Source organism: Marinobacter salsuginis (assembly GCF_009617755.1).
Lineage (GTDB): Bacteria > Pseudomonadota > Gammaproteobacteria > Pseudomonadales > Oleiphilaceae > Marinobacter > Marinobacter salsuginis.
The window spans coordinates 14,630-33,797 of record NZ_BGZH01000002.1 but is presented as its reverse complement, the minus strand read 5'-3'; the positions used below and the strand labels follow the sequence as shown (position 1 = coordinate 33,797).

The following is a 19,168-nucleotide window of genomic DNA, read 5'->3' as shown; positions in this document are numbered from 1 at the left end:
AGGCCATGCTCGGCACACAAATAAAAACCCGCTACGGCGGGTTTTTTTAATGGCGTTTACTCGGTCTCTTCGGGGATCACCGGAGGTGGAAAGCCGCCCAGCTCTTTCCATCGATTCACAATGCCGCAGAACAGGTCCGCAGTCTTTTCCGCATCATAGGCTGCGGAGTGGGCTTCCTTATTGCTGAACGGAATGCCCGCGATCTTACAAGCCTGGGCCAGAACCGTATGGCCGTACGCCAGGCCGGCCAGAGTGGCGGTATCGAACGTGGAAAAGGGATGAAATGGATTGCGCCGGATATCTGCTCGCAGTGCGGCCGCAAAGATGAAATTGTGGTCAAAAGTGGCGTTATGTCCCACCAGAACGGCCCGCTTGCAGTCGTGGTTTTTCACCGCCTTGCGAATCGGGCTGAAGATTTCACTGAGACCTTCCCGCTCGGGAACCGCTTCACGCTCTGGATTCCACGGATCTATGCCGGTGAAATCCAGGGCGGATTGCTCCAGATTGGCGCCTTCAAAGGGATCAATCTGTTGTACGTGGGTCTCCGCTCGCCGCACCCAGCCGTCGTCGTCCATGGTCAGTATTACCGCCGCCACCTCCAGCAGGGCATCCCGCTCGGGATTGAATCCTGCGGTTTCCACGTCGACGACAACGGGTAGAAATCCGCGGAAGCGGCGGGACATGGGATGCGGTGGTTTGTTTTCGTCAGTCACTCAAGCTCCGGTCTTGGCCGTGGGTGAGAAGGAATAGATCAGGTTTACGCCAGTCGCCAGTGAACGGTTTCACCGGCCTTGAGAGGCACGATGGTTCCGTCAGCCAATGGCAGCTCCGCCGGCATGGTCCAGGGTTCGCGAACCAGGGTAATGGTATCGGTGTTGCGCGGCAGGCCGTAGAAGTCAGGGCCGTTGAAGCTGGCGAATGCCTCAAGCTTGTCCAGAATGCCAAGCTCTTCAAAAATATCCGCATACAGGCCGATGGCGCCATAGGCTGAGTAACAGCCAGCACAGCCGCAGGCAGCCTCCTTGCGATCCTTGGCATGGGGAGCAGAATCCGTGCCCAGGAAAAAGCGTTTGTCGCCGCTGGCTACCGCGTCCCGCAACGCCTTCTGATGGCGGTTGCGCTTCAGAATTGGCAGGCAATAAAGGTGCGGGCGAATGCCGCCGACCAGCATATGGTTGCGGTTATACATCAAATGCTGGGGCGTCAGCGTCGCGGCAAGGTTGTCGCCGGTATGCTGCTGGACAAACTCGGCGGAATCGGCCGTCGTAATATGTTCCAGCACAACCTTGAGATTCGGGAAAGCCTCCAGGGTGGGGGCCAGGACCCGCTCCAGAAACACCTTTTCACGGTCAAAGATATCGATATCGGCGTCGGTTACTTCGCCGTGAACCAGAAGAAGCATGCCGCAGTCTGCCATTGCTTCCAGCACGGGATAGATGTTCCGTATATCCTTCACTCCGGAGTCGGAGTTCGTTGTCGCGCCCGCCGGGTAAAGCTTGGCGGCCACAACACCGGCGGCTTTGGCCTCGCGGATGGTTTCCGGTGTCATGCTCTCGGTCAGGTACAGGGTCATCAACGGCTCGAAGGCGGTGCCTTTGGCAGCCGCGAGAATCCGCTCCCGATAGGCTGCGGCATCAGCGGCGGTTGTGACCGGTGGCACCAGGTTAGGCATGATGATGGCGCGGCCGAAGCAGGCCGCTGTGGCCGGTACCACGTCGCTAAGAATGTCACCATCCCGAACGTGAAGGTGCCAGTCGTCGGGCCGGGTAAGAGTAAGCTTTTCTGTCATGGCAGTTGTCCGCAATACCTTATGCGAGGCGTGCTGTGGGGCCCTGGAGGATAGAGCCCCGAAAAATTTGGCGAATTATACCAGAAGGCGCGGGTGATTGTTTTCCGGCCGGAGCTAAAGAAAGGCAGACGCGGGCCGTTAAGCAATCAGAATCTGTTAACTACCGGACACTGATGGCACATACTATGGGATTCCGCCTCGGAAAACGTCTCAATACACTGCTGGCTTGCAGTCTTCCTGTGCTGCTTTTGCCGGCTGCCGGGCAGGCTGCCAGCTATGGTGCCGGTATCGAGAATAGCCAGTGGTATCTTGCCGAATCGGTATTCGAGTGTCGCCTGGTGCACGAGGTTCCCGGTTACGGTCGGGCCGTGTTCAATCATCGCGCGGGTGAAAGTCTGAGCTTTTTCCTGGAGTCTGATTCGACACCAATGCGACCGGGGCGTGGCAGTCTCGTGGTGGAGGCACCGGCCTGGCGTCCGGGTGTGGCGCCGAAGCCCCTGGGCACGGTCAATGTGTCGGATGATCGCCGCCAGGTCTCCCTGGACACACGCCAGGCCTTTGTTGTTGCCCACGGCCTGCTGGAGGGTATGCGCCCCACGGTTACCCGGGAATCCTGGTTTGATGGTCGTCCGGTGCGGGTGCAGGTGTCCAATATCAATTTTGCTGGTGAATACCAGCGCTATCAGCGCTGCACGTCGAATCTCTTGCCGGTGAACTTTGATCAGATTCAGCGTTCAAGGGTGCCCTTTGCCAGTGGCAGCACTCAACTGTCTGACGCCGACAGGCAGTTGCTGGACAACATCGTGCGCTACGTGAATGCCGACACCACGGTTGAGAGAATTTTCGTGGATGGCCACAGTGACAGCATTGGCAGTCGTATCGACAACCGCGCGCTTTCCGAAGATCGTGCCAATGTGGTGGCCGACTACCTCAAGGCGAGCGGTATTGATGAAAACATGATTACCGTTCGGGCACACGGTGACCAATACCCGGTATCCAACCGGCCGGCGGATAACCGCCGCACCAATATCCGCTTGCAGAGGGCAGGTGATCGCCCGGAGCTTCAGCAGGCCAACGGGTATGGCGGTGAGCCCCGGGGATAATCGCTTTCAGTAAACCGAGTTCAATACTTCCAGATGGGCGTTTACGCTTTCTGCCAGGGCCCTCAGGTGGTATCCGCCCTCCAGCGTTGAAATGATGCGGTCGTTGCTGTGCTCACGTGCAACAGACACGATCATTTCCGTCAACCAGCGGTAGTCGTCGGTATCCAGATTCAGTTCCGCCATCGGGTCAAGTCTATGGGCATCAAAACCCGCGGAAATCAGAATGAGTTGCGGTTTGAAGTCGTTCAGCCGCTTCAGCCAACCTGCCTCCACCTGTTTCCGATACTCTTCAGACGAACAGTTCGCTGCAATCGGAATGTTGACGATGTTGTCGGCCTGGCGGTGCACATGGGAGTGCGGGTAGAACGGGTGCTGGAAGCTGGAGCACATCAGGATTCGCTCGTCACCACCGACAATGTCCACGGTTCCGTTGCCCTGGTGCACATCGAAATCAATGATCGCGACCCGTTCAAGGTGATGGAAGGTGAGAGCGCGCATGGCGGCCAGGGCGACGTTATTGTAGAAGCAGAAGCCCATGGATTTCGCTCGCTCGGCATGATGGCCGGGCGGGCGCGCGCAAACAAAGGCGTTGGTTACCTGGCTACTCATAACCATATCCACGGCCTGGATGTTGGCGCCAGCGGCAAGGCGGGCTGCCCGCAAAGTGTCCGGCATCATGGCCGTATCCGGATCGGTAAACACGCGGCCCCTTGTGGGTTGCATCAGATCGAGTTGATGCAGGTACTTTTCGGGATGCACCGTCAATAACTGGTCCCGGGTGATCTCTTCCGGCCTCACCCAGTCGAGCTTCTGATCAAGACCGGTATCAGCCAGGTAGCTGATGATCGCCGCCAGACGCTCAGGGCTTTCCGGATGTTCCGGCCCCATGTTGTGTTTCATGAAGTCATCGTGGGAAAAGAATGCCGTGGTCATACGTCTCGAACTGCCTTCGATGTGCTTATATTTTCTTCAAGCTTATCAGGGAAAACCGCCTGATGCCGTGTTTCTTTGGTCTTATAGGGACGATAGCCATTTCACATCGGGGAATCAGGGCCTAAGATAAGGGTTACACTCATAAGTAACCTGTTTTATTACATTTATTCGCCAACGGCCTGCCGGCCACTCACATAGGAGAGTCAGCTTGAGCACCCGGTATCTGGAGAGCCTTTTCAATCCCGCGTCCATTGCGGTGATCGGTGCGTCGGAGCGGGCAGACAATCTTGGCGGCATGGTATTGCGGAACCTGATGGGGGGCGGTTATCCGGGGCGCCTGCTGGTGGTCAACCAGAACGATTACGACAACGTGCACGGTGTACCCTGCGTCAAGAAAGTCTCCAAAATGGACTTTTCCCCGGATCTGGCCATCATCTGCACGCCGCCGGATACTGTGGCCAAGACCATCAAGCGGCTCGGGGAAGCCGGGGTGCGCACCGCCATTGTCATGACCGGTGGCATGTCCCGTACTCACAGTAAAACCGGTCAGCCTTTGATGTATTCCGTGCGCGAGGCCGCCAGGGAAACCGGGATCCGGGTGCTCGGCCCCAACACGATTGGTTTGATGGTTCCGGCACGTAGCCTGAACGCCACCTATGCCCACATGGGCGCGATCCCGGGACGGGTTGCTTTCGTAGGCCAGTCCGGCACCATTGCCAGTTCGGTTATAGACTGGGCCTTTGCCCGGGGGGTGGGGTTTTCCTACTTCCTGACCCTCGGCGATGGCATGGATATCGATCACGACGATCTGATCGACTATCTGGCGCAGGACACCCAGACCCGCGCGATTCTTCTGCACATCGAGAACATCCCGAATGCCCGGCGGTTTATGTCTGCGGTGCGGGTAGCCTCCCGCACCAAGCCAGTGATCGCAGTAAAATCCGGGCGGGTACCGGAATCGGAGTGGTTTCCCCACGATCTGCCGGCCGGTTTGAAACGCAGCGATCCGATATACGATGCCATGCTCCAGCGGGCCGGTGTGCTTCGGGTGGACGGTCTTGGCCAGATGTTCGATGCGCTCGAGACGTTAACCCGGATGCGGCCATTGCGCCGGGAAAGCCTGGCCATCATGGCCAACGGGGTTGGCCCGGGGGTGTTGGCCGTGGACCGCCTGGCGGACCTGGGCGGCGAGCTGGCGGAGTTGTCGGATGCCAGTATCGAGGCCCTGGCCGAGCTGCTGCCACCTTACTGGACCCGCAAGAACCCGATCGATCTCAACTACGATGCTTCCCCGGATTTGTATGGGCGGGCGATCAAGATTCTTGCCAAGGATCCGGAAGTGGCAAACGTTCTGGTGATGTATGCGCCAAGTCTGACAGAGGACAGCCTCCAGATTGCTGACGCTGTGGTACAGGCTTCCAAGGGCACCCGTCTGAACGTGTTCACCTGCTGGCTGGGCCAGAGTACGGTCATGGATGCGCGGGAAGAGTTTTACCGGGCCGGGCTGCCGTCGTTCTTCAATCCCGAAAAAGCCGTCATGGCGTTCATGCAGCACGTGCGTCATCAGCGTGTTCAGCGGCTGCTCACGGAAACACCCGAGTCCTTTACCGATCACTTTGCAGACCGAACCCACACCCGTCATGTGGTCAGCCGGGCATTGCGCTCTGGCCGGTATCATCTGTCGAACCGGGAAGCCCGGGATCTGGTGAGTGACTATGGCATTAGCACCATCGACACCATGTACTGCGACGATATGGAAGAGGTCCTCGAGGTTTTCGCAGTTGAGCGGCGTCCCATCGATATCACCATCATCCATGAGCAGGCCTGCCATCCTTTCCTCGACCTGAGTCCTACCCAGCGCCGATACAAGGGCACGGTTCAGAAGCTCAACAGCGAAGCGGCCATCATGGACTCCTGCCGCTACCTGATGGAGGAATACCAGAGCCACTTTCCGGGCAGTGGCTTCCTCGGCTTCGCTGTTCAGCGTTCCTATCAGCACGTGGGCGGGATTGAGTTCAGTGTTGGTATTACCCGGGATCCGTTATTTGGCCCCCTGGTGGTATGTGGCGCAGCGGGCGCCCAGATCAATGTGATGACCGACCGGCAGATTGCACTGCCGCCATTGAACATGGTGCTGGCCCGGGAGCTTCTGCGCCGGACTTATATGTACAAGCTGTTGAAAGAACACAGCCTGAAGCCGGAAGAGGATATCCGGGCGGTGTCCGAGACGCTGGTCACCCTCTCCCAGATCGTCATCGACATTCCCGAAATACAGGGGCTGGAGATTTCGCCGCTGCTGTTCAACGAGCAGGGGGCTGTGGCTGTGAATATCTCCATCAATCTGGCCGACAAGCCAGGCCGGCCGATTATCCAGCCATACCCGCGCGAACTCGAGGAGTGGATTGTACTGCCGAAGTCCGGGCGGCGGGTCATCATCCGGCCGGTACTGGCCGAAGATGAGCCCGCGCACCGGGCGTTTCATGAGCTACAGTCGCCAGAATCCATCCGCTACCGCTTCTTCCAGTACCGGAAGCATTTCTCCCGGGAGGACGTTGCCCAGATGGTGCAAATCGACTACGACCGGGAAATGGTTTTTATTGCCAACGCGCCGAGGGAAGACGGAGAAGGTGAGGAGACCCTGGGCACCGTGCGCACCTGGACTGACGCTGACAACCTGCAATGCGAGTTCGCGGTCATGGTGCACGATAAAATGAAAGGGGAGGGCCTGGGCGTCGCCCTGATGCAGAAGATGATCGATTACTGCCGTTCCCGGGGCACCATGGAAATGGTTGGCAACGTGTTGCCGGACAATCGCCCCATGTTGCAGCTGGCGGAACACCTGGGCTTCGAGATCAAGTTCAATATCGAAGAAGAGGTGATGGATCTGCGGCTGGTTCTGAACGAGCCGGAAAAGGACTGGCAGAGAGAGCGCCTGGGCAAGAGCGCCCATTGAGCGGTAAGGGGAAAGACGGGGTCAGATTGATTATGCACCTGACCCCGGGGTGTCGGTTTTATTCCTCGACGATCGCTGAACGGTCTTCACCACCCAAGACTTCGAGAAGCCCCGGGATCAAGCGGGACAGCTCCAGGGTCATCAGCGTGAAGGCTGCATCAAACTTGGCAACGGCATCATCCACATCGACGTCGTCCAGTTGATCCTGGAGAGTTTCGCCGAATTTCAGGCGACGAATACCCAGCTCCTCATCGAGTACGAATGAGACGTTGTCGTCCCAGGTCAGTGACAGCTTGGTTACCTGCATGCCCGCGTCGAGATGATTGCGGATTTCATCGGCTTTCAGGTCCAGGCCTTTGCAGCGCACCACTCCACCATCTTCAGACGGATCTTTCAGCTCGCATTCACTGCCCAGAACCACCTTGCCAGGCAGATCGACGGATTCGTTCAGCCAGCCGGTGAAGGTAAAGGCAGGCGCCTGCTCCACGGCGGGCGGACGAACTGGTAGTGAGCCAAGGCTCTTGCGCAAGGTGGAGGCCAGATCTTCCGCCTGTTTGGCGGAGCCGGCATCCACGACCAGGACACCGTCCTGGGGCGCGAGGTAGGCGAAGCAGCGGCGATTTTTGGAGAAAGCCTGGGGCAGCATCTCCAGCATCACCTGTTCCTTGATTTCATCCTTTTCTTTGCGGCGGACCTTGCGGCCCTGCTCGAACTCGATAGCCTCCGCTTTCTCTTCCACGGCTTCCTTCACCACCGGGCCAGGAAGGATTTTCTCTTCTTTGCGCAGGGCAATCAGGTGATAGCCGTTAGCACTGTGAACCAGCTGTTCACCATGCTTGCCCAGGGGTGGAACCCAGCCCTGGCGGCTGGTTTCCTGGGGGCCGCAGGGTTTGAAGGCGTCGGCCTGCAGTTTTTCTTCCAGCTCTTCGGCGGAGATATCAAACGGTTTGGTAAAACGGAATACGCGGGCGTTGCGAAACCACATCAGGGCTGGTCCTTGTCGTTCATATTTGCATGATCTCTACGAGTACGGTCTTGATAATAAAGCCCACAACGCCGGCGCCCAGCACCGTAAACAGGGCGATGGTGCCGAATCTTCCGGCCTGGGATTTCTTTGCCAGGTCCCAGACGATGATACCCATCCAGACAATCAGGCCGGTCAGAAACACCAGCATGGCGATCTGGGAAAACACTGCTTCGTTCATTGCTTACTCCGATGTCAACGTGGATTACTGTTCATCCCGCAGGAAAACCCAGTTGTTCTTATCGGATTGGTCTTCGCTGAAGTAATAGCCTTCGAGGTTAAAACCTTTGAGGTCGTCGGCCTGGGTAATGCGGTTCTGGATGGCAAATCGGCACATCAGGCCGCGGGCTTTCTTGGCGTAGAAGCTGATCATCTTGTACTGACCATTCTTCCAATCCTTGAATTGGGGGGTAATCAGCCTACCTTCAAGGTCTTTCTTCTTTACACTTTTGAAATACTCGTTGGAGGCCAGGTTTACCAGCACGCCGTCGTCGTCTGCCAGCAGCCGGTTGATCTCGTCAGTAATCTTGCTCCCCCAGAAGGCATACAGGTCCTTGCCACGGTTATTCTCGAACCGGGTACCCATCTCCAGGCGATAGGGTTGCATCAGGTCCAGCGGTTTCAGGACCCCATACAGGCCGGAGAGCATGCGCAGATGCTGTTGGGCAAACTCGAAGTCCTCCTCGCTGAAGCTCTCTGCGTCCAGGCCGGTATAAACATCACCCTTGAAGGCCAGTACCGCCTGGCGGGCATTCTCGGGGGTGAACGGCGTGTGCCAGTTCTGGAAGCGCTCCGCGTTCAGCTGGCCCAGCTTGTCGCTGATGCTCATCAGGTTGCTTATCTGATGCGGCTCCAGTTCCTTCAGTTGGTCAACCAGCTCACAGGCGTCGTCGAGAAATTCCGGCTGGGTATAGGTGTCAGTTGCCAGCGGGCTTTCGTAGTCCAGCGTTTTTGCAGGGGAAATAACCATCAACATGTCAGGCAATCCTCATTGCAGGAATGTGAGTAATTCATCCCTGGTAAACGGCCAGTCCAGTTCCGCACCGGTGTCGTTGCGTCGCAGCACTGGAATCCGGGTGCCGTACCGCTCCACCAGCTTTTCGGACTGGGCAATATCCACCACGTCTACCGGTATGGGTTCCGGCATGGGCGTACTGACAAGCAGGGCTTCAGCCAGCTCGCACAAATGGCACTGGGATGTCGTGTAGAAAAGCAGTTCCATTATTTCGGCTGTGCGTCCAGTTTCTGGCCGTTGACGCCTTGGCTGTCCTTGCCCATGAGATACAGGTAAATCGGCATCAGGTCTTCCGGTGCCGGATTTTGCTGTGGGTTCTCCGCCGGGTAGGCGTGGGCTCTCATATTGGTACGGGTCGCGCCCGGGTTCAGACTGTTCACCCGGACATTGTGGCGTTCGTCATCCAGTTCTTCGGACAGAAGTTGACTGAGGCCTTCAACCGCAAACTTGGAGACTGCGTAAGCGCCCCAGTAGGCTTTGGCTTTGCGACCGACACCGGAAGACGTGAAAATCACCGAAGCATCGTCGGATTTGCGCAGCAGGGGGATCATGGCCCGGCTGAGCAGAAACGGGGCTGTTGCATTGACGTGCATGACCTTGTTCCAGGTTTCCGGGTCATACAGTTCAACCGGGCTGCGATCGCCCAGGATGGCCGCGTTGTGCAGTAAACCGTCCAGTTGGCCGAAGTTGTCTTCCAGCGTCATGGCCAGTTCTTCATAGTCCTTCACCGCAGCGCCCTCAAAGTTCATGGGCACGATGGCGGGCTTGGGGTGCCCGGCGGCCTCGATTTCGTCGTAGACCGTTTCCAGCTTTCCTACAGTTCGGCCAACAAGTACGACGGTCGCACCATGGGCGGCAAAGGCCTTTGCCGCAGCCCGGCCAATGCCGCTGCCGGCACCCGTCACCATAACGATACGGTCTTTCAGAAGATCGGCGGGTGCTTGGTAATCATGCATAACCTGTCTCCGTGTCAGGCTGTTACCGGTTAAACACCGGATCTTAAAATTGATCGACTATTGTAACAGCTTTGCCAGGTCCGTGACGGTGTCGGCAATAAGATCTGCTTGCCACAGGTCAATGGTTTCCGGCTCTTCGATATAACCGTAGCGGACCGCGATAGTCTTCATTCCGGCATTGCGACCTGCTTCGATGTCCCGTTCGTGATCGCCTACATAAATCCCTGAACCAGGCTCGGTTCCCATTTGCTGGCAGGCGAGAAACAGGGCCTCCGGATGAGGTTTGCGCTGGGCAACATGATCGGGGCACACCAGGGCAGCGCATCGGTTCGCAAGATTCAGAGCTTCGACTAGCGGAACCGCAAAACGGGCAGGCTTGTTGGTGACAATGCCCCAGGGGATCCCCTGTTCCTCAAGAGCCTGGAGTAATTCATCCATGCCTTCGAACAGGCGGGTTTCTACAGCCACTCCGGCCTCGTAGAGGTCGAGGAAAGCTGTGTGTTTTTCCAGGTACTCCGGGTGCTCCGGTTCCAGGCCGAAGCCGACCCGGATCATGGCCCGAGCGCCGTTTGAGACGGAGCGTCGAATATGCTCCGGGGGCAGGGCGGGCATGCCGTATTGTTCCCGCAACTGATTGAGGCAGCGGATGAAATCCGGTGCCGTGTCAATCAGAGTACCATCCAGGTCGAACAGGACTGCCGAGGCTTGATGCGTGTTTTCAGGCTTCACGGATATCCCTGGCGTGCATCAGGTAGTTAACGTCCACGTCTCTACCGAGTTTATAGATCTTGGTAATCGGGTTATAGGTCATACCCGTCAGTTCCCGGACATCCAGGCCTGCGTGGCGCAGATGATCGGACATTTCAGAGGGCCGGATAAACTTCTTCCATTCGTGAGTGCCCTTTGGTAGCAAACGAAGCACGTATTCGGCGCCGACAATGGCAAACAGGAACGACTTGGGGTTCCGGTTGATGGTCGAGACAAACAGATGGCCGCCGGGTTTGAGCATGGCCGCACACGCCTTGATGACCGATGCCGGATCCGGGACATGCTCCAGCATTTCCAGACAGGTCACGACATCGTACTGGCCAGCATGTTCGCTGTCCTGCGCCAGTTCTTCGACGGTGATTTGCTGGTAATCCACGTTCACACCGCTCTCCATGCCATGGAGTCGAGCGACCGCAAGGGGCGCCTCGCCCATATCGATACCGGTAACATGGGCGCCGCGCTGGGCCATGCCCTCAGACAAAAGGCCGCCACCGCAGCCGACATCCAGGGCGCGCTTGCCAGCCAGGGATACGCGCTCATCAATGTAATTCAGGCGTAGCGGATTGATGTCGTGTAGCGGTTTGAATTCGCTCGTGGGGTCCCACCAGCGACTGGCCAGGGCCTCGAACTTGGCGATTTCGTTCCGGTCTACATTCTGGTTTGTCATGGTTGGTTCTGCCTGATGGATCAATAAGAAATCGGTTAGTTTGCCTTTGTACGGATACGCCCGGCCCAATCTTCAACCCGGAGCATGAGATCGGCGACGTCAATGCGGGTTAGCCGGCCGTCCTGTAATTGTGGTACGCCGTTAATCCAGCTGTGGCTTACTGATCGACCATGGTTGCTGTAGACGAGGTGCGAAGCCGGATCGTAAACCGGCTGCAAAAACGGGTCACTCAGGTCAATGGCAATGATGTCTGCCAGCTTGCCCTCAACCAGTGATCCGAGTTCGTGGTCCCGCCCCAGGGCCCGGGCTCCGTTGATGGTTGCCATTTCCAGAGCCTTGTGGGCAGACAACGCCGAGGCATCACCGGCTACTACTTTGGCCACCATGGCAGCGGTGCGAAGTTCTCCGAACAGATCCAGGTCGTTGTTGCTGGCGGCGCCGTCAGTGCCAATCGCAACATTAATCCCGTTGTCCAGAAGGTCCTGCACCGGGCAAAGGCCGCTGGCCAATTTCAGGTTCGATTCCGGACAGTGAATGACATGGGCTCCCGATTGTTTCAGCAGGTTCACATCGCTTTCATCGATCTGCGTCATGTGCACGCACTGGGTCTCCGGGCGAAGTACGCCGAGGTCTGCCAGTCTGGCCGTCGGGCGCTGGCCACCTTTTTCAATGGCCTCGGTTACTTCAAAGGCAGTTTCGTGCAGATGTACCTGGATGACGGCACCGGTTTTTTCCGATAGCCGTACCGCTTCAGCCATCGGGCCGTCGGAAACCGTGTAGGGGGCATGGGGGCCAATGGCCGGCATGATGTAGCCGTCGGTCTTCCAGGTGTCTATAAAGTCGGCACCTTTGCTCAGATACTCGTCCGGACCGGCACCCCAGGGTGTCGGGAAATCCAGCAGCGGAAAACAGATCTGGGCGCGCATGCCCGCATCATGGGCGACCTGTGCAGCGATCTCCGGAAAGAAATACATGTCCGAGAACGTGGTGGTTCCGGTGCGCAGCATTTCTGCCATGGCCAGTTGCGTGCCATCGGCAATGAACTGTTCGCTGATAAAGCGACCTTCGGCCGGCCAGATGTGATCATTCAACCAGGTCATGAGCGGCAGATCATCCGCCATCCCCCGAAACAGTGTCATGGCTGCGTGGCCGTGCATATTGATCAAGCCGGGCATGACAACATGGTGGGGAAGATCGACGGTTTCACGGGTTCGGAAGGTCTGGTCCGCCTGCTCCTGAGGGATAACGGCGACCAGGCGGCTCCCCTGAATTATGACGGCGTGATTCTCAAGCACTGTGCCCGCTGGCTCAATTGGAATCAGCCAGCGCGCGTTGATGCGGATATCGGCTGCAGTGATGGTATCTGCCGTCATTCATTCCTGCCTTACAGCGCTTGGTGCGACCCTGCCGCACCTTGAAAATGTAGCCCGGAAGTATAACCGTTATACTGGCAGTTTTCAGCGCTGAAAAACCGGAGCAGTTTTCTATGGCAACCACCCCGAAACCCTCTTCTGAACGCGGCATTGGTACCGTTGCAATACGGTGGCATGGCAGCAGTCTCGAATTGCTGGACCAACGCCTGCTGCCCGGGGAGGAACACTGGATCACCCTGGAGGGCGCTGCGGGTGTGGCACAAAGCATCCGGGACATGGTGGTTCGTGGCGCTCCGGCGATCGGCATCAGCGCAGCCTACGGGGTGGCCCTGGCAGCCAGGCATGCCGGCGGTGGCGACTGGAAAGCTGAAATTAAACAATCCATTCGTGAGCTGGCGGCATCACGGCCCACGGCGGTGAACCTGTTCTGGGCGTTGCAACGGATGGAACGGGTCTTCCACGCCTGTCACTCTCTCGACGAAGCGGAGAAACGTTTGGCCAATGAGGCCGAGGCAATCCATGAAGAAGATCTGGCTGCCAATTTTGCCATGGCGGACCATGCCCTGGAATTCATCGGTGCAGAGAAACCGCTTTCGGTGTTGACCCACTGCAACACCGGTGCACTTGCCACCGGCGGCTACGGCACGGCTCTGGGCGTTGTTCGACGGCTGCACGAGGAAAAACTGTTGAAAGACGTCTATGCCGATGAAACCCGACCCTGGCTTCAGGGTGGCCGGCTAACGGCCTGGGAACTCTCTCGGGACGGCATTCCTGTCACTTTGAACGCTGATGGCGCTGCGGCAGCAATATTGGCTCGTAACGATGTCCGTTGGGTCATTGTCGGCGCCGACCGCATCACCGCCAATGGCGATGTGGTTAACAAGATTGGCACCTACAGTCTTGCGGTGCTGGCCAGGCATCATAAAGTGGGCTTCATGGTGGTGGCACCGTCGAGCACCGTGGATATGGCTCTGGAGTCAGGCGCGGATGTTCCCATAGAAGAACGGGACGGGATTGAGGTGCGGGAAATCCGGGGTATTCCTCTGGCGCCGGAAGGCGTCAATGTGTTCAACCCGGTTTTTGATGTGACACCGGCCAACCTTATCGACGCCATCGTTACTGAAAAGGGCGTCGTGCATAACCCGAATATTACCGGTATGAGAGCACTATTTGGTTGAAGACGGGCCGCCCGCCTGCCGCTTCTTTCGGACGGGGGATTTCTCGGGTCTGGATGGCCCTTCGGGGTGTTTGTCCTCGTAGGCAGCCTGAAGTTCGGCCACCTCCCGTTCCTGTTCTTCGATAAAGTGCAGGGACATCTCAAAGCTCTGGCGGGTGAACTCCAGCACTTTCTGGAAGCCCTCATCCGAGAGCGTCCGTGCGTCGTCATGCCGGCGGAAGATGTTGATGAATTCGCGTTCCCGCTCGAACTGCAGGGGGAGTTTCGCCACACCCCAGTCATTCAGAATCTGCCAGACTTCCGGGTTGTAGTTGCGCGTGGTGCGCATGATAAAAGGGATTGGATCATTCCGGGCAATGAGAGCCGCGAGACGCAGAATCAGCTCGAAGGAGAGAGTGGAGGTGCCATTCTCAATGGCCTCGAGAACCGACTTGTCCCGCAGGTTCAGGGCCTCGCTCATTTCCGACAAGGTTAGACCGGCCACTTCCCGGATGTCCTTCAGGGACTGACCCGCCGTGAGCATCGCCCGCAACTGATCCTGGGAATTCATCAGGGCCCGACCAACCCGAAGTGACGTATCTGTGGCCTTCACCCCGAACCGGAGCGCTGACCCGGTGAGGCTGGCCAGGCGGTCGATAAGACCTTCCGGCGTCCGTTCCTGGGTTACCGGTTTTTCCAGCCCTTCCACCTGCTCCAGCGAGCGCATGGCATGCAGGGCATCCAGAAGCATGTCCTGGAGCATTCGCGCTTTCTGGCGGCCATCCTGCCCGCTGGTGTCCTTTTCCGTCATGGGCCTGTAGGCATCCGCTTACCGGGTTACCGCGGAGGCCGGAGCCTGTGCGGCGAACTGTTGCGGGTCCAGGATGGACGCCATGCGGTTATCCAGGTCCAGCATGTCAGCCATGATATGGCCACCTTCACGGATCACGAAATCCAGTTCTTCGTCGGTGGAATCCAGATCAGCTGCCTGTTGGTCCTGCCAGTCTTCGAGGGCTTCAAGGGAATCGAATGGTGGCTGCCCTTTCAGTTCCCGCCTGGCATTCGCAATTGTCAGACGCGTGCGCTCAATTTGTTCGTGTTCGGCACGACGCTCTTCCAGATTAAGGCTGACGCTGTCCGTGGCGCGCTGCTTGGTGAGGAAGTCGATTTCCTGCTGCAACAGACTGAATTCAGGATTGGTTGAGAACCGCTCTTCGTGTCGCTTGCGAAGCTCATCAATAATACCGCTGAAATCGAAGTAACGCGTGTGCGGGACGGCTTCGATCTGGTCCCAGGGCAGGGCATGATCAAGGGCGTCCTCACCGATGCGGGTCTTGTCGATGCGGGATGGAATCTCGATATCCGGAATCACCCCTTTGTGCTGGGTGGAGCCGCCTGATACCCGATAGAACTTCGACTGGGTGATCTTGAGTTGGCCATGGTTCAGCGGACGCACCGCCTGAACGGTACCTTTGCCGAAGGTCTGGGAACCAACGACCAGCCCCCTGCCATAGTCCTGGATGGCGCCGGCGAAAATTTCGGACGCTGACGCGCTCATACGGTTGGTGAGTACCACCAGCGGGCCATCATAGGCGACCGAAGGGTCCTCATCGTTCAATACCTGCACATCGTTATTGGCATTGCGGATCTGAACAGTGGGGCCTTTATCGATAAACAGCCCTACCAGATCGTTGGCCTCGTGCAGGGCGCCACCACCATTGTTGCGCAAATCCATGACCAGTCCATCAACGCCCTCGGCTTCGAGTTCCGCGATGAGGTTACGAACGTCCCGGGTTGTACTCTTGTAGTTCGGGTCTCCGGCCTGCATGGCCTGGAAATCGGCATAGAACGTGGGGATGGTGATTACGCCAATCGTGTATTCCTTGCCACCGCGCTCAATCCGGATGGTGTCCTTGCTGGCGCTCTGTTCTTCCAGTTTCACCTCATCGCGCTTGATCGCGATGGTTTCGGTGATGGTCTCGTCAGACGCGTTAGCCGGAATGACTTCCAGGGTGACGGTCGAGTTCCTTGGCCCGCGAATCAGATCTACAACTTCGTCCAGCCGCCAACCAATCACATTCACCGGTTTTTCACCTTCCTGTGCCACCGAGACTATGCGGTCTGCCGGTTCAAGCTGACCCTGCTTGGACGCCGGTCCGCCGGGCACCAGTCTCACTACCTTGGTGTATTCGTTATCTGACTGAAGGACCGCTCCAATGCCTTCCAGGGAAAGGCTCATGTTGATGTTGAAGTTCTCGGAGGTGCGCGGTGAAAAGTAGGATGTGTGCGGATCCCACATTCCGGTAAACGCATTCATGTAGGCCTGGAAAGCATCTTCGCTTCTGGCCTGGTACGCGCGCTTGAGCTGACCTTCGTAGCGCCGGCGCAGAGTTTCAACGATGGCCTCATCGTCGGCACCGTTCAGTCGCTGTGCCAATACTGCGTTTTTGATGCGTTTTACCCACAGTTCGTCCAGCGCCTTGGCATCCGCCTCCCAGTCCGCTTCTGAGCGGTCCACCAGAATGCTCTCGTTGGCCGAGAAGTCCAGCGAGTCTATGCCGTTGTCGATGATTGCCAGTGCAAACTGCAGACGCTCGATAATCCGTTGCTGAACAAGGTTGTAGATATCAAAGCCCGGCTGGAGCTGGCCGGTTTTCAGGGCAGAGCCCAACTGGGTCCGGATTTTGTCGAATTTCGCAATGTCGTCTTGTGACAGGTAGATTCGCTGGCCGTCCAGATAGTCCAGGTAGGCATCAAACACGTCGCCAGACAATTCGTCGCTGATTCCAAGGTCGCGGAAATGCGTAAACTGCAGCTGACGGGCAATCAGAATGTTAGCGCGCGCCTGATCGATCGTCGGCGCAACCGGCTCGTAGACAGCTGGGGTTTCAACCTTGGCATGCAGTCCCAGTGGCGTCGACAGTAGCAAGGCTACAGCCATTGCCTTGCACACCCCGGATCGACCAGTTCCGGCCAGGGTGCGACGAGCCATAATTCTTTCCGCGATGGTCATAAATGCGTACCTGACGGTGTGGGGAGCCCCTCGGCTTTCGGAGGGAGTGTCTACCCGTGACTTATAAATTTATTGTAGGCAAGCACTACACCCGATGCCATAGGCAGGGCGTATCGGTTCGTGACAATCTGTCCATGAAGGCGCCAGGTTGGTAACCGGATGATGGTCGATTGCGTAGGTCTTTGATTGGTAGGTATGCCGGGCGGAAGCGCATCCCGCCCGGCAATGAGTCAGCAGGGTTTGATCAGGCGAACGTTGTGTTGGTTTCCGCCTTTTCCTGCAGCAGTCTGGGCGGTGCAAAGCGCTCACCATAGGTTTTGGCGAGCTCTGATGCCCGTTCCGTGAACGCTCTCACTCCGTATTGATTGATGAACTGGATGGCGCCACCGGTCCAGGGCGCATAGCCAATGCCGAAGATGCTGCCGATGTTGGCGTCTTCCACCGTGCGCAATACGCCTTCCTCGAGGCAGCGCACCGTTTCAATGGCCTGAATGAACAGTATCCGGTCCTTCAGCTCCTGCAGTTCGACTGCCCGAGCCTTGCCGCTATCCACGAACAGGTTTTCCAGTTCCGGCCAAAGGTGTTTTTTGCCACTGGCGGGGTAGTCGTAGAACCCGGCGCCCGAGGCTTTGCCCTTGCGCCCGTGCTCGTTGACCATGGCATCAATCACCGCCTCAGCCGGGTGGGGGGTCCAGGTGCCGCCTGCCGCCTCGGTGTCTTTCTTGCTCTGGTCCCGGATGTGCTGCATAAGGGTCATGCTGACTTCGTCCGAGATCGCCAGAGGTCCCACCGGCATGCCGGCCAGTAGTCCTGCATTCTCAATGCTGGATGGGTGGATGCCTTCGCCCAGCATGCAGATGCCTTCATTGACAAAGGTGCCAAAAACCCGGGAAGTGAAGAATCCCCGGCTGTCATTCACCACCACCGGGATCTTGCCGATCTGCTGAACGTAGTCGAACGAGCGTGCCAGCGTTTCATCAGAGGTTTTCTCGCCGACGATGATTTCCACCAGTTGCATCTTGTCTACCGGTGAGAAGAAATGCAGGCCAATAAAGTTCTCGGCGTTCGCGGAGGCCTCGGCGAGTTGGGTGATGGGGATAGTGGACGTGTTGGAGGCGAAGATTCCGTTGTTTACCAGCTTCGGTTCAGCTTCCTGGGTTACCCTGGCTTTCAGTTCGCTGTCTTCAAAGACGGCTTCGATTACCAGATCGCAGCCTTCCAGATCATCCGCAGAATCCGTGGCTTTGATGCGCCCGAGGATCTCTGCCTTCTGCGTTTCGCTCATCCGGCCACGGCTGACTTTCTTGGCCAGCAATTTCTCGGAGTAGCTCTTGCCTTTTTCGGCGTTCTCCACGGAGACATCTTTCAACACCACGTCGATTCCCCGCGTGGCTGTGGAATAGGCAATACCTGCGCCCATCATGCCGGCGCCAAGCACGCCAACCTTGCGGAAGGTTTCTTTCTCGACGCCATCGGGCCGGCTGCCGCCCGCCTTGATGGCGTTCAGCTGGAACCAGAAGGTGCCGGTCATGTTCTTGGCGACCTGGCCGATCACCAGCTCGGCAAAATACCGGGTCTCGATCAGGCTACCGTTGTCGAAATCCACCTGGGCTCCCTCGACGGCCGCGGAGAGAATGCGTTCCGGCGCCGGATAGCAGCCTTTGGTTTTCTGCTTCAGCATGGCCGGTGCGATGGCCAGTTTCTGGGCCATGGCGGGATGGTGAGGCGCCCCGCCAGGAAACTTGAAGCCTTTCTGGTCCCACGGCTGGTGACACTTGGGATTGGCATCGATGAATGCCCGGGCCTTGGTGATCATGTCGTCGGCAGAATCGGCCAGTTCGTCGACAATGCCAGCCTTAAGTGCGGCCTCGGGGTTCACCTTTTTGCCTTCCATCAGAAACGGGAAGGCTGCCTCAAGACCAATCATCCGGGGCAGTCGCTGGGTTCCGCCACCGCCGGGAAGCAGGCCCAGCGTCACCTCCGGCAAGCCCAGTTGAATGCTGACGTCGTCAATCGCCACGCGATGGTGGCAGGCCAGGGCGATCTCCAGACCACCGCCCAGGGCAGAGCCGTTGATAGCGGCCACCACGGGTTTGCCGGTGGTTTCGAGGAAGCGCATGTGGGCTTTCAGGCCGTTGACCATGTCCTCAAAGGTTTTGGCGTCGGCCTGTGTGACCTTGTGCAGCTCTGTCAGATCGCCGCCGGCAAAGAAGGTTTTTTTGGCTGAGGTAATGATCACGCCGCGGATGTTGTCCAGGTCATCTCTTACTTTCGCTGCCGTCTCCGAGAGGGCGTCCCGGAAAGTGGCATTCATGGTGTTGGCGGACTGGCCCGGCATGTCGATGGTGAGGGTCAGGATCTGATCTGAACCCAGTTCGTAACGGATGGCACTCATAATCGGTTCTCCTTGAAAAGTGG

General features: G+C 57.8%; 17 protein-coding genes. 3 read left to right on the top strand and 14 right to left on the bottom strand.

Translation table 11 applies throughout. The features are described 5' to 3' along the window. Nucleotides 1-56: 56 nt before the first annotated feature. Together rnt and pyrC are read right to left on the bottom strand one after the other, a co-directional pair. Nucleotides 57-713: a ribonuclease T gene (gene rnt, locus GJU83_RS11440; RefSeq protein ID WP_083231870.1), complete on the bottom strand. Its 657-nt coding sequence runs from the start codon at nt 711-713 to the stop codon at nt 57-59. 44 nt (nt 714-757) lie between these two features. After that, nucleotides 758-1,789 carry a dihydroorotase gene (gene pyrC, locus GJU83_RS11435; RefSeq protein ID WP_069184863.1) on the bottom strand — a complete coding sequence of 344 codons (1,032 nt, stop codon included), beginning with the start codon at nt 1,787-1,789 and terminating at the stop codon, nt 758-760. A gap of 185 nt (nt 1,790-1,974) precedes the next feature. Between pyrC and GJU83_RS11430 the strand changes: the two genes are divergently transcribed. Next, the gene (locus GJU83_RS11430) at nt 1,975-2,892 is read left to right on the top strand and encodes a flagellar protein MotY (protein WP_069184862.1); all 918 of its coding nucleotides are present in this window, start codon (nt 1,975-1,977) and stop codon (nt 2,890-2,892) included. 6 nt (nt 2,893-2,898) lie between these two features. Here the strand turns inward: GJU83_RS11430 and GJU83_RS11425 are convergent, their stop codons facing one another. Beyond that, nucleotides 2,899-3,825 (bottom strand): histone deacetylase family protein, encoded by a 927-nt coding sequence (locus GJU83_RS11425; protein ID WP_069184861.1) that lies wholly within the window; start codon nt 3,823-3,825, stop codon nt 2,899-2,901. A gap of 208 nt (nt 3,826-4,033) precedes the next feature. Here GJU83_RS11425 and GJU83_RS11420 point away from each other — a divergent pair, with 208 nt between their 5' ends. Next, nucleotides 4,034-6,778: a bifunctional acetate--CoA ligase family protein/GNAT family N-acetyltransferase gene (locus tag GJU83_RS11420; RefSeq protein WP_069184860.1), complete on the top strand. Its 2,745-nt coding sequence runs from the start codon at nt 4,034-4,036 to the stop codon at nt 6,776-6,778. A 58-nt stretch (nt 6,779-6,836) separates the two neighbouring features. Here GJU83_RS11420 and rdgC read toward each other — a convergent pair whose 3' ends face one another. From rdgC to GJU83_RS11380, 8 genes are read right to left on the bottom strand one after another with little or no spacing between them, the layout of a single operon-like run. After that, nucleotides 6,837-7,763, bottom strand: a complete 927-nt coding sequence (gene rdgC / locus GJU83_RS11415) for a recombination-associated protein RdgC (protein WP_153634447.1) — start codon at nt 7,761-7,763, stop codon at nt 6,837-6,839. Between the two features lie 19 nt (nt 7,764-7,782). Further along, nucleotides 7,783-7,983 (bottom strand): DUF2788 domain-containing protein, encoded by a 201-nt coding sequence (locus tag GJU83_RS11410; protein WP_069184858.1) that lies wholly within the window; start codon nt 7,981-7,983, stop codon nt 7,783-7,785. Nucleotides 7,984-8,007: 24 nt separating this feature from the next. Next, a complete protein-coding gene (gene yaaA / locus GJU83_RS11405) occupies nt 8,008-8,778 on the bottom strand; it encodes a peroxide stress protein YaaA (RefSeq protein ID WP_069184857.1) in 771 nt (256 codons plus the stop codon). Between the two features lie 12 nt (nt 8,779-8,790). Next, complete coding sequence (locus GJU83_RS11400) at nt 8,791-9,024, bottom strand: glutaredoxin family protein (protein WP_069184856.1); 234 nt, start codon at nt 9,022-9,024, stop codon at nt 8,791-8,793. Next, on the bottom strand, nt 9,024-9,773 hold the full coding sequence (locus GJU83_RS11395; protein ID WP_069184855.1) for a YciK family oxidoreductase: 750 nt from the start codon (nt 9,771-9,773) through the stop codon (nt 9,024-9,026). Before GJU83_RS11395 ends, GJU83_RS11400 begins: the two co-directional genes overlap by 1 nt. 57 nt (nt 9,774-9,830) lie before the next feature. After that, nucleotides 9,831-10,502: a phosphoglycolate phosphatase gene (gene gph, locus GJU83_RS11390; RefSeq protein WP_069184854.1), complete on the bottom strand. Its 672-nt coding sequence runs from the start codon at nt 10,500-10,502 to the stop codon at nt 9,831-9,833. Next, complete coding sequence (gene ubiG, locus GJU83_RS11385; RefSeq protein ID WP_069184853.1) at nt 10,492-11,208, bottom strand: bifunctional 2-polyprenyl-6-hydroxyphenol methylase/3-demethylubiquinol 3-O-methyltransferase UbiG; 717 nt, start codon at nt 11,206-11,208, stop codon at nt 10,492-10,494. Before ubiG ends, gph begins: the two co-directional genes overlap by 11 nt. A 35-nt stretch (nt 11,209-11,243) precedes the next feature. Further along, nucleotides 11,244-12,581 (bottom strand): TRZ/ATZ family hydrolase, encoded by a 1,338-nt coding sequence (locus GJU83_RS11380; RefSeq protein ID WP_069184852.1) that lies wholly within the window; start codon nt 12,579-12,581, stop codon nt 11,244-11,246. Between the two features lie 113 nt (nt 12,582-12,694). On the opposite strand from GJU83_RS11380, the gene mtnA reads away from it, so the two are divergent. After that, nucleotides 12,695-13,759 carry an S-methyl-5-thioribose-1-phosphate isomerase gene (mtnA, locus tag GJU83_RS11375; protein ID WP_069184851.1) on the top strand — a complete coding sequence of 355 codons (1,065 nt, stop codon included), beginning with the start codon at nt 12,695-12,697 and terminating at the stop codon, nt 13,757-13,759. On the opposite strand, the gene GJU83_RS11370 is transcribed toward mtnA, so the two are convergent. The 3 genes from GJU83_RS11370 to GJU83_RS11360 form a co-directional block, all read right to left on the bottom strand. Continuing rightward, nucleotides 13,748-14,548: a helix-turn-helix domain-containing protein gene (locus tag GJU83_RS11370; protein ID WP_069184850.1), complete on the bottom strand. Its 801-nt coding sequence runs from the start codon at nt 14,546-14,548 to the stop codon at nt 13,748-13,750. The genes mtnA and GJU83_RS11370 overlap by 12 nt on opposite strands. An 18-nt stretch (nt 14,549-14,566) precedes the next feature. Further along, nucleotides 14,567-16,750: a carboxy terminal-processing peptidase gene (locus GJU83_RS11365; RefSeq protein ID WP_069184849.1), complete on the bottom strand. Its 2,184-nt coding sequence runs from the start codon at nt 16,748-16,750 to the stop codon at nt 14,567-14,569. Between the two features lie 244 nt (nt 16,751-16,994). Further along, nucleotides 16,995-19,145 (bottom strand): 3-hydroxyacyl-CoA dehydrogenase NAD-binding domain-containing protein, encoded by a 2,151-nt coding sequence (locus GJU83_RS11360; protein WP_069184848.1) that lies wholly within the window; start codon nt 19,143-19,145, stop codon nt 16,995-16,997. Nucleotides 19,146-19,168 lie beyond the last annotated feature (23 nt).

Excerpts from the sequence above, each read along its gene's own strand:
- GJU83_RS11395 (WP_069184855.1), bottom strand. The coding sequence starts at position 9,773 with ATGCATGATTACCAAGCACCCGCCGATCTTCTGAAAGACCGTATCGTT.
- rdgC (WP_153634447.1), bottom strand. The coding sequence starts at position 7,763 with ATGTGGTTTCGCAACGCCCGCGTATTCCGTTTTACCAAACCGTTTGAT.
- pyrC (WP_069184863.1), bottom strand. The coding sequence starts at position 1,789 with ATGACAGAAAAGCTTACTCTTACCCGGCCCGACGACTGGCACCTTCAC.
- GJU83_RS11400 (WP_069184856.1), bottom strand. The coding sequence starts at position 9,024 with ATGGAACTGCTTTTCTACACGACATCCCAGTGCCATTTGTGCGAGCTG.
- mtnA (WP_069184851.1), top strand. The coding sequence starts at position 12,695 with ATGGCAACCACCCCGAAACCCTCTTCTGAACGCGGCATTGGTACCGTT.
- GJU83_RS11410 (WP_069184858.1), bottom strand. The coding sequence starts at position 7,983 with ATGAACGAAGCAGTGTTTTCCCAGATCGCCATGCTGGTGTTTCTGACC.
- GJU83_RS11425 (WP_069184861.1), bottom strand. The coding sequence starts at position 3,825 with ATGACCACGGCATTCTTTTCCCACGATGACTTCATGAAACACAACATG.
- GJU83_RS11430 (WP_069184862.1), top strand. The coding sequence starts at position 1,975 with ATGGGATTCCGCCTCGGAAAACGTCTCAATACACTGCTGGCTTGCAGT.
- GJU83_RS11380 (WP_069184852.1), bottom strand. The coding sequence starts at position 12,581 with ATGACGGCAGATACCATCACTGCAGCCGATATCCGCATCAACGCGCGC.
- ubiG (WP_069184853.1), bottom strand. The coding sequence starts at position 11,208 with ATGACAAACCAGAATGTAGACCGGAACGAAATCGCCAAGTTCGAGGCC.
- yaaA (WP_069184857.1), bottom strand. The coding sequence starts at position 8,778 with ATGTTGATGGTTATTTCCCCTGCAAAAACGCTGGACTACGAAAGCCCG.
- GJU83_RS11370 (WP_069184850.1), bottom strand. The coding sequence starts at position 14,548 with ATGACGGAAAAGGACACCAGCGGGCAGGATGGCCGCCAGAAAGCGCGA.
- GJU83_RS11360 (WP_069184848.1), bottom strand. The coding sequence starts at position 19,145 with ATGAGTGCCATCCGTTACGAACTGGGTTCAGATCAGATCCTGACCCTC.
- GJU83_RS11365 (WP_069184849.1), bottom strand. The coding sequence starts at position 16,750 with ATGACCATCGCGGAAAGAATTATGGCTCGTCGCACCCTGGCCGGAACT.